General features: G+C 57.2%; 8 protein-coding genes and 2 tRNA genes. 9 read left to right on the top strand and 1 reads right to left on the bottom strand.

Annotated elements, in window-relative coordinates; all coding sequences use genetic code 11:
* Positions 1 to 62: 62 nt before the first annotated feature.
* A complete protein-coding gene (gene trpD / locus DWX75_RS08090; protein WP_118015827.1) occupies positions 63 to 1,082 on the bottom strand; it encodes an anthranilate phosphoribosyltransferase in 1,020 nt (339 codons plus the stop codon).
* A 207-nt stretch (positions 1,083 to 1,289) separates the two neighbouring features.
* On the opposite strand from trpD, the gene DWX75_RS08085 reads away from it, so the two are divergent.
* The 9 genes from DWX75_RS08085 (at position 1,290) to mreD (ending at position 7,337) form a co-directional block, all read left to right on the top strand.
* A tRNA-Pro gene (locus DWX75_RS08085) sits at positions 1,290 to 1,366 on the top strand.
* A gap of 8 nt (positions 1,367 to 1,374) precedes the next feature.
* Positions 1,375 to 1,451 (top strand) — tRNA-Arg (locus DWX75_RS08080).
* A 211-nt stretch (positions 1,452 to 1,662) separates the two neighbouring features.
* Positions 1,663 to 2,940: a sodium:proton antiporter gene (locus DWX75_RS08075; RefSeq protein WP_118015826.1), complete on the top strand. Its 1,278-nt coding sequence runs from the start codon at positions 1,663 to 1,665 to the stop codon at positions 2,938 to 2,940.
* A gap of 186 nt (positions 2,941 to 3,126) precedes the next feature.
* Positions 3,127 to 3,405 (top strand): DUF4321 domain-containing protein, encoded by a 279-nt coding sequence (locus DWX75_RS08070; protein ID WP_233519525.1) that lies wholly within the window; start codon positions 3,127 to 3,129, stop codon positions 3,403 to 3,405.
* Between the two features lie 23 nt (positions 3,406 to 3,428).
* Positions 3,429 to 4,034, top strand: a complete 606-nt coding sequence (locus DWX75_RS08065; RefSeq protein ID WP_118015824.1) for a nucleoside triphosphate pyrophosphatase — start codon at positions 3,429 to 3,431, stop codon at positions 4,032 to 4,034.
* On the top strand, positions 3,988 to 4,677 hold the full coding sequence (radC, locus tag DWX75_RS08060; protein WP_118015823.1) for a DNA repair protein RadC: 690 nt from the start codon (positions 3,988 to 3,990) through the stop codon (positions 4,675 to 4,677). The genes DWX75_RS08065 and radC overlap by 47 nt, the downstream gene beginning before the upstream one ends.
* A gap of 106 nt (positions 4,678 to 4,783) precedes the next feature.
* Positions 4,784 to 5,824 carry a rod shape-determining protein gene (locus tag DWX75_RS08055; RefSeq protein ID WP_118015822.1) on the top strand — a complete coding sequence of 347 codons (1,041 nt, stop codon included), beginning with the start codon at positions 4,784 to 4,786 and terminating at the stop codon, positions 5,822 to 5,824.
* Positions 5,821 to 6,846 carry a rod shape-determining protein MreC gene (gene mreC / locus DWX75_RS08050; protein ID WP_118015821.1) on the top strand — a complete coding sequence of 342 codons (1,026 nt, stop codon included), beginning with the start codon at positions 5,821 to 5,823 and terminating at the stop codon, positions 6,844 to 6,846. The genes DWX75_RS08055 and mreC overlap by 4 nt, the downstream gene beginning before the upstream one ends.
* Complete coding sequence (gene mreD, locus DWX75_RS08045; protein WP_118015820.1) at positions 6,843 to 7,337, top strand: rod shape-determining protein MreD; 495 nt, start codon at positions 6,843 to 6,845, stop codon at positions 7,335 to 7,337. Before mreC ends, mreD begins: the two co-directional genes overlap by 4 nt.
* Positions 7,338 to 7,412: the final 75 nt, after the last annotated feature.

The following is a 7,412-nucleotide window of genomic DNA, read 5'->3' as shown; positions in this document are numbered from 1 at the left end:
GGCCAGAGCAAACCACCAGTTTAACTGGTGGTTTTGATTGTATATCCGGCTTTCGTATGTGGTCAGGCCTCATGCGAGAGCTGCTTGAATTCTTCGAGCTTCTGCAGGGCGGCGCCGGATGCAATCATCTGGCGGGCAATCTCGATGCCTTCGGCGATGTCCCGGGCTTTGCCGCCGACGTAGATAGCGGCGCCGGCATTGAGCAGGACGATGTCGGTCTTGGGGCTTTGGGCGCCCTTGAGGATATCGAGCGTGACCTGTGCATTCTCAGCGGGGTCGCCGCCCCTGATATCATCCTTGGTGCAGCGCTTAAAGCCGAAGTCCTCCGGCTTGATCGTGTAGCGACGGTACCAGCCGTCGCGGAACTCGCAGATGCTCGTCGGTGCACTCAAAGAGAGTTCATCGAGGCAGTCCTGGCCGTAGATGACCATGCCGTTCTTGACGCCGAGGTTCAAGAGAACCTTGGCCAGCGGCTCGAGCAGGTATTCATCGTAAACGCCGAGCACCATGCGCGTCGGATGGGCCGGGTTAGTCAGGGGACCCAGGATGTTGAAGACCGTGCGTATGCCGAGTTCCTTGCGGATGGCACCGACGTACTTCATGGATGCGTGGTATTTCTGAGCGAACATGAAGCAGATGCCGATTTTATCGAGCTCTTCGACTACCTTGGCAGGTGGCTGGTCGAGGTTGACACCGAGTGCTTCGAGGCAGTCGGCGGCGCCGCATTTGGAGGAGGCGGCACGGTTGCCGTGCTTGGCGACCTTGACGCCGGCCGCGGCGATGATCATGGCGGCTGTCGTCGAGATGTTGATGCTGTGTGCATGGTCGCCGCCGGTGCCGACGATGTCGAGCACATCCATATCGTGCTCGACTTTTAGGGCGTGGTCGCGCATCGCCATGGCCGAACCCGAAATCTCGTCTATGGTCTCCGCCTTGGTGCTCTTTGTCGAGAGGGCAGCCAGGTAGGCGGCATTCTGCACCTGCGTCGTCTGGCCATTCATGATTTCGTTCATGACGGTATACGCCTCATCATAGCTGAGGTCTTCCTTGCTGACAATTTTTTCAATCGCTTCTTTAATCATACTGTGCCTCCATTCTTCCTGCCTGTTCAAAGTCAGGGGCTGTTACTGCTAACCTTACCATTCATGTGTAACGTTGTCAACAAGATGCTTTTGACCTGCCCGCCATATGATAAGGAAAGGACAAATACGGCAGCAAAGATGCCAGTCTTTTCCCAATAGAAGCGTTGACAAGCGAATGAGAACCCGTTATAATAGTAAGGTACTTAACGGGATGTAGCGCAGTTTGGTAGCGCGCCTGCTTTGGGAGCAGGATGTCGCAGGTTCGAATCCTGTCATCCCGACCATCTATTGTGCGTCTGTAGCTCAGCTGGATAGAGCAACGGCCTTCTAAGCCGTGGGTCGCGGGTTCGAATCTTGCCAGACGCACCATGTATACGACAGCTCCGGCGCAGCCGGGGCTTTTTTGTATGTGCCGGATCTTTTTCTTGCTATGAAGTATGACTTTATGGTATGATGGTATAAGAGAATTGCATAGGTAAATTTTAGGCGGAGTCTGTTCAACCATGGGCTCCGTCTATTTTTGCAGATGCGGGGAAGAAAAGTTTATGTCATTTGCCATCAAAGGAGGAATTTTTTCGGAATGGGAACTTTAGCAGCCATTATCTTTGTGCTGATGTACGTGCTGATCGTCTCAGAAAAGGTTCATCGCACGATTGTCGCCATGCTCGGTGCCATCCTCATGATCATCGTCGGCATCATGCCGGTGGAAACGGCCCTGCACCATATTGATTTCAACACACTCGGACTGCTCATCGGCATGATGATCCTCGTGAGCATCACGGCCAAGACGGGACTCTTTGACTACGTGGCCATCAAGACGGCCAAGGCGGCCAAAGCCAAGCCGCGCCGCCTGCTCATCTATCTCGGCTTCATCACGGCGATTTTCTCGGCCTTCCTGGACAATGTGACGACGGTGCTCCTGATGGTGCCGGTCACCTTTGCCATTACGAGCAAGCTCCACATCCCCGTTGTTCCGTTCCTGCTCACGCAGATTCTGGCCTCAAATGTCGGCGGTACGGCCACGCTCATCGGCGACCCGCCGAACATCATGATCGGCAGTGCTGTCAAAGAATTGACATTCGTGGCGTTCATTGAGAACCTCACGCCGATTGTCATCGTCTGCATGATCGCCGTCCTGCTGGTCATGGATGTGCTCTACCGCAAGCAGATGGTCACGAAGCCGGAACTCCAGGCTGAGATCATGCAGATGGATGAGAAAAAATCGCTGAAGGACAGGAAGCTCCTGGCGCGCTCGCTCTTCGTGCTCGGCCTGACCATCCTGGGCTTCTTCACGCATTCCTTTACGCATATCGAATCGTCGGTCGTCGCCCTGTTCGGCGCGTTCCTGCTGCTGCTGCTCGCCGGCGGCAGCCAGCACGATGTGGACTTCTCGATGCGCAAGGTGGAATGGGCGACGATCTTCTTCTTCGTCGGACTCTTCGTGGCGGTCGGCGGCCTCAGCGAGACGGGCATCATCCGTGATCTCGCGACGCAGGCTGTGGCGCTGACCGAAGGCGATGTGACGAAGACCTCGCTGCTCGTGCTCTGGCTCTCGGCACTCGTTTCATCCGTCCTCGACAACATCCCGTTCGTGGCGACGATGATTCCCCTGATCCAGAACATGGGGGCAATGGGTGTTGATAACCTCGAACCTGTATGGTGGAGCCTTTCGCTTGGCGCCTGCCTGGGCGGCAACGGCACGCTGGTCGGTGCATCGGCCAATCTCATCGTGGCCGGCATGGCAGCTGACCGGGGCATCAAGATCTCGTTCCTGAATTACTTCAAGATCAGTTTCCCCATCATGATCCTGACAATCGTCCTCTCGACCATTTACGTTTATCTGCGTTATCTTATCTGAGAAACGTGCCCTTGAGGCCTGCATCATGCAGGCCTTTTTCCATCCTCGAATATGACGGGGAATGGCGAAAATGGCAGGGAATGACAGGGAGTGGCGGATTGTGATAAGTTTTTGCCGTATTGGCAGGATTTTACAGGCGTGACAAGAATATAATGATACAGTATGATATGTTTGGAGGGGTTCTATTTGTCTAGGTTTGGTGGGCGTGGATACGGCATGTGTATCCTTTTCGTCGTAATTGGTGCAGTCCTCGGCGGCATGCTCGGAGAGCTTTTGAAAAGCGTTTCGGCTTTGTCTGGCGTCATGCCGTCTCTTACGGCATCCTTCCCGATTTTTGCTATGGAATCACCCGTGACGATTGACCTCTATGTCATTCGCCTGACGCTGGCCCTGTCGTTCACGCCCAATATCATGAGCATGCTCGGCATCATCGTGGCCGTCGTCCTGTATCGGAAATATTGCTGAAGTTGAGGAAGGGAAGGATTACATTGTTTATCTTGGCATCTGGTTCTCCTCGCCGCAGGGAACTCCTGCAGCAGATCGGCGCCAGTTTTGAGGTGGTGGTGAGCGAGGCCGAAGAGCTTTCCGGCGCTTCGCTGCCGCCCGGGGAACTGGTGAAGGAAAACGCCGTCCGCAAGGCTGAGGCCGTGGCACATGAGCATCCGGGGCTGCCGGTGCTCGGTGCTGACACGGTGGTCTTCCTGGACGGCCGGGTATTCGGCAAGCCGCAGAATGAAGCGGAGGCAAGAGACATGCTGCGCACGCTGTCGGGGCGCGAGCACGAGGTAGCGACGGGCTTTGCCTGGGTGAATGGCAGCGACGTCCTCACGGAAGTCGTGACGACCCGTGTCTTCTTCGGCACGCTGAGCGATGCGGACATCGATGCGTACATCCGGACGGGCGAGCCGATGGACAAGGCCGGGGCCTATGCCGTGCAGGGCCGGGCGGCGGCGTTCATCGAGTCGATCGAAGGTTCCTTCTCCAATGTCGTCGGACTGCCTCTCTTTGATGTCTGCCGGCTGGCCAGAAAGGCAGGTATCGATCTCTATGACCATCATGGTGAAAGACCTACCGCGGGAGGAACGCCCGCGTGAGAAACTGCTGGCTTACGGTGCCTCGGCCCTGAGCAATGCGGAGCTCCTGGCCATCCTGCTGCGGACGGGCACGCAGGAAGCGTCCGTCCTGCATCTGGCTGAAGGTGTCCTGGCGAAATACCAGGACCTCGGGCTGCCGGCCATCGTCCACATGTCGCCGCAGGAGCTGACGGAGGTCAAGGGCATCGGCCTTGCCAAGGCGGCGACCATCTTGGCCGCCGTGGAGCTGGGACGGCGGCTGGCCACGCGCGCGGCCCGTCAGGTGGAGGCCATCCATGGCCCGGAGGACGCGGCCCGTGTGGCGATGCCGCATCTGCGTTATGAGCGAAAGGAGCATTTCGCCGTCCTGCTGCTCAACACGAAGAATCATGTGCTTGGCCTGCGGGATGTATCGGTCGGCAGCCTGTCGGCCTCCATCGTGCATCCGCGCGAGGTGTTCCAGATGGCCATCCGCTACGCGGCTGCGGCGATGATCCTCGTGCACAATCACCCGAGCGGCGATCCGAGCCCGAGCCGGGAAGACCTGGCCGTGACGAACCGTCTCGTCAAGGCCGGACGCATCATGGATATCCCGGTCCTCGACCACATCATCCTGGGGGATGACCGGTTCCTGAGTTTAAAAGAAAAAGGCATGCTTTCTTAAATAATTCTTGACAATTCCAGGTCTTTCCCATTACATTCATCTATGAGATGTGTTACAATAGTATGTATTGTTTCGATAGGAAATCTGAAGGGAGTTTATCAGTACAATGTGGAGTCTTTTTGGTGGTTTATCTCACGATATGGGTATTGACCTTGGCACGGCCAATACGCTCGTCCATGTGAAAGGCAGGGGGATTGTCCTGCGTGAGCCTTCTGTTGTCGCCATAAAGAGTGATACGGGGGATGTCTTGGCCGTTGGTGAAGAGGCCAAACAGATGATTGGCCGCACGCCTGGCAATATCGTTGCCATCCGTCCGATGAAGGACGGCGTCATTGCCGATTTCGATGTCACGCAGGCCATGCTTAAATATTTTATCCGCAAGGCCATGGATACGAAGTCCTTTGTCCGTCCCCGCGTCGTGGTCGGTGTTCCTTCAGGTGTCACGGAAGTAGAGAAGCGCGCGGTCATCGATGCTGCCCAGCAGGCTGGTGCGCGCGAGGCGTATCTCATCGAGGAGCCGATGGCAGCAGCCATTGGTGCCGGACTCCCTGTCGAGGAGGCAACGGGCAACATGGTCGTGGATATCGGCGGCGGTACGACGGAGATTGCTGTCATTTCGCTCGGCGGCATCGTGACGAGCCGCTCCATCCGCATCGGCGGCGATGAGATGGATTCTGCCATCGTCCAGTATATCAAGCGCATGTACAACCTCATGATCGGCGAGCGCACGGCTGAGGAGATCAAGATCAACATCGGCACGGCCATCGTGACGCCGGAGACGGACGTTTCCATGGAAATCCGCGGCCGCGATCTCGTCAGCGGCCTGCCGAAAACGCTGACGATCCAGGCAAAGGAGATCCGCGAGGCCCTGAGCGAGCCAATCTACAAGATTGTCGATGCGGTCAAGGCCACGCTCGAGAAGACGCCGCCGGAGCTCGCTGCTGATGTCATGGACCATGGCATCATGATGACGGGCGGCGGTGCGCTGCTGACGAACCTCGACCAGCTGCTGGCCCATGAGACGGGCATGCCGGTCCTCGTGGCCGAGGATGCTTTGTCCTGCGTCGGTGAAGGTACGGGCAAATCGCTCGAGAACATCGAGCTCCTGAAACGCGTGGTCATGACTTCGAAGAAGCTGAGACAATGAGTGGCAAGTATCGGAAAAACAGAGGCACGGGCAAGAAAATCGGCATCCTGATCGTTGTCCTCATCAGCCTGTTCTGCATTATCTTCTTTTCGGCACGCGGCAGGTTCCAGGCCCCCGTGCTCAATCAGGCAGTCTCCGTCATTGTGACGCCTTTCCAGAGTGCCATCTCCTGGGTGGGAAGCCAGCTCAATTATGTGACGAGCAACATCTGGGAGATTGTCACCGTGCACCAGCAGAACAAGATGCTGCGCAATGAGGTCGAGCAGCTGCGCATCCAGAATCTTCACGCCAGTGAATACGATGCGGAGAACCAGCGCCTGCGGGCTTTGCTCGGCTACAAGCAGTCGGCGACGCAGTTTGACCTCGTGGCTGCCAGGGTCATCGGCCGTGAATCGGCAACCTGGTCGAGTGTCATCGAGATCAACCGCGGCACGCGCGACGGCGTTGATGTCGACATGGCTGTCGTGACGGATAAGGGCCTTGTCGGTCACATCATCGAGGCCGGACCGACCTCCTCGAAGGTCGAGCTGATCCTCGACCCGCGTTCGTCGGTCGGCACGCTCGTGCAGCGCGCGGATTCGCGCGTGGCCGGCATCGTGGAAGGCGATATGAACAATCCGACGATGCCGCGCATGGTCAACATCCCGAAGACGGCTGATGTGGACGAAGGCGATATCATCGTCACGTCCGGCTTCGGCGGTGTTTATCCGAAAGGGCTCATGGTGGGCACGGTCTCGGAGATGCGCAACGATGAGGGCGGTCTGCTGAAGATTGCCATCCTGGAGCCGGCCGTCGACTTCCAGCGCCTGGAAGATGTCATGGTCATCACGGCTTCGCGTGAAGCACCGCCGGCACCGCTGAAGACGCCGCCGCAGACGCCGGGAACAGAAACGGATCCGGCAGCACAGGCCGCAGCTGCGCAGGCGGCTGCGGAAGGCAGCGATGACAGCAGTTCGGATACGGCGGCGGATGCGTCCGCAGACAGCAGCAGTACGGCAGCCGGGGAGGGAACGGCACAATGAAGAAGTTTGGCATGACGGCGCTGCTCGTCATCGTTCTTTATGCGCTTCAGACCTCTCTGATGCCACGCATCGCTTACCATGGCGTGACGGCAGATTTCATGCTGCTGTTCGTGACGTCGACGGCGTTTCTCAAGGGCTCGCGCTTTGGCGCGCTGGCCGGTTTCTCTGTCGGCCTGCTGCAGGATCTGGCAAGTGGTACGTTTCTCGGCATGAATGCGTTTACGCGCCTCCTGCTCGGTTATCTCATAGGCAAGTTCTCCGATCAGGTCTTTAAAGAGCAGTTTTTTCTGCCGGTATTCGCATCGATTTTTGTGACGCTCGCGAACTATTTTATTTTGGCGTTACTTATGCTATTATTAGGGTATCGCTTTAATCTGATGGCACATCTGCAGTATACCTTGCTGCCGATGCTCGCTTATCAGCTGGCCTTTGCTTATCCGGTCCATCGTCTGGCCTATGAGCTTGACAAGCGATACCGGAAAAAGGCGTGATGGCGGCCCTTGCGGGCGGCAACGGTTTTTGGCAATGATTAAGGCACCTTGCGGGGTGCCTTTCGTTATGGAAGA

This window comes from Mitsuokella sp. AF21-1AC (assembly GCF_003458855.1).
GTDB lineage: Bacteria > Bacillota > Negativicutes > Selenomonadales > Selenomonadaceae > Mitsuokella.
Note: the sequence above shows the minus strand (reverse complement) of the source record. Positions and strands in the feature narration are given on the sequence as shown.

Excerpts from the sequence above, each read along its gene's own strand:
- trpD (WP_118015827.1), bottom strand. The coding sequence starts at position 1,082 with ATGATTAAAGAAGCGATTGAAAAAATTGTCAGCAAGGAAGACCTCAGC.
- DWX75_RS08075 (WP_118015826.1), top strand. The coding sequence starts at position 1,663 with ATGGGAACTTTAGCAGCCATTATCTTTGTGCTGATGTACGTGCTGATC.
- radC (WP_118015823.1), top strand. The coding sequence starts at position 3,988 with ATGACCATCATGGTGAAAGACCTACCGCGGGAGGAACGCCCGCGTGAG.
- DWX75_RS08055 (WP_118015822.1), top strand. The coding sequence starts at position 4,784 with ATGTGGAGTCTTTTTGGTGGTTTATCTCACGATATGGGTATTGACCTT.
- mreC (WP_118015821.1), top strand. The coding sequence starts at position 5,821 with ATGAGTGGCAAGTATCGGAAAAACAGAGGCACGGGCAAGAAAATCGGC.
- mreD (WP_118015820.1), top strand. The coding sequence starts at position 6,843 with ATGAAGAAGTTTGGCATGACGGCGCTGCTCGTCATCGTTCTTTATGCG.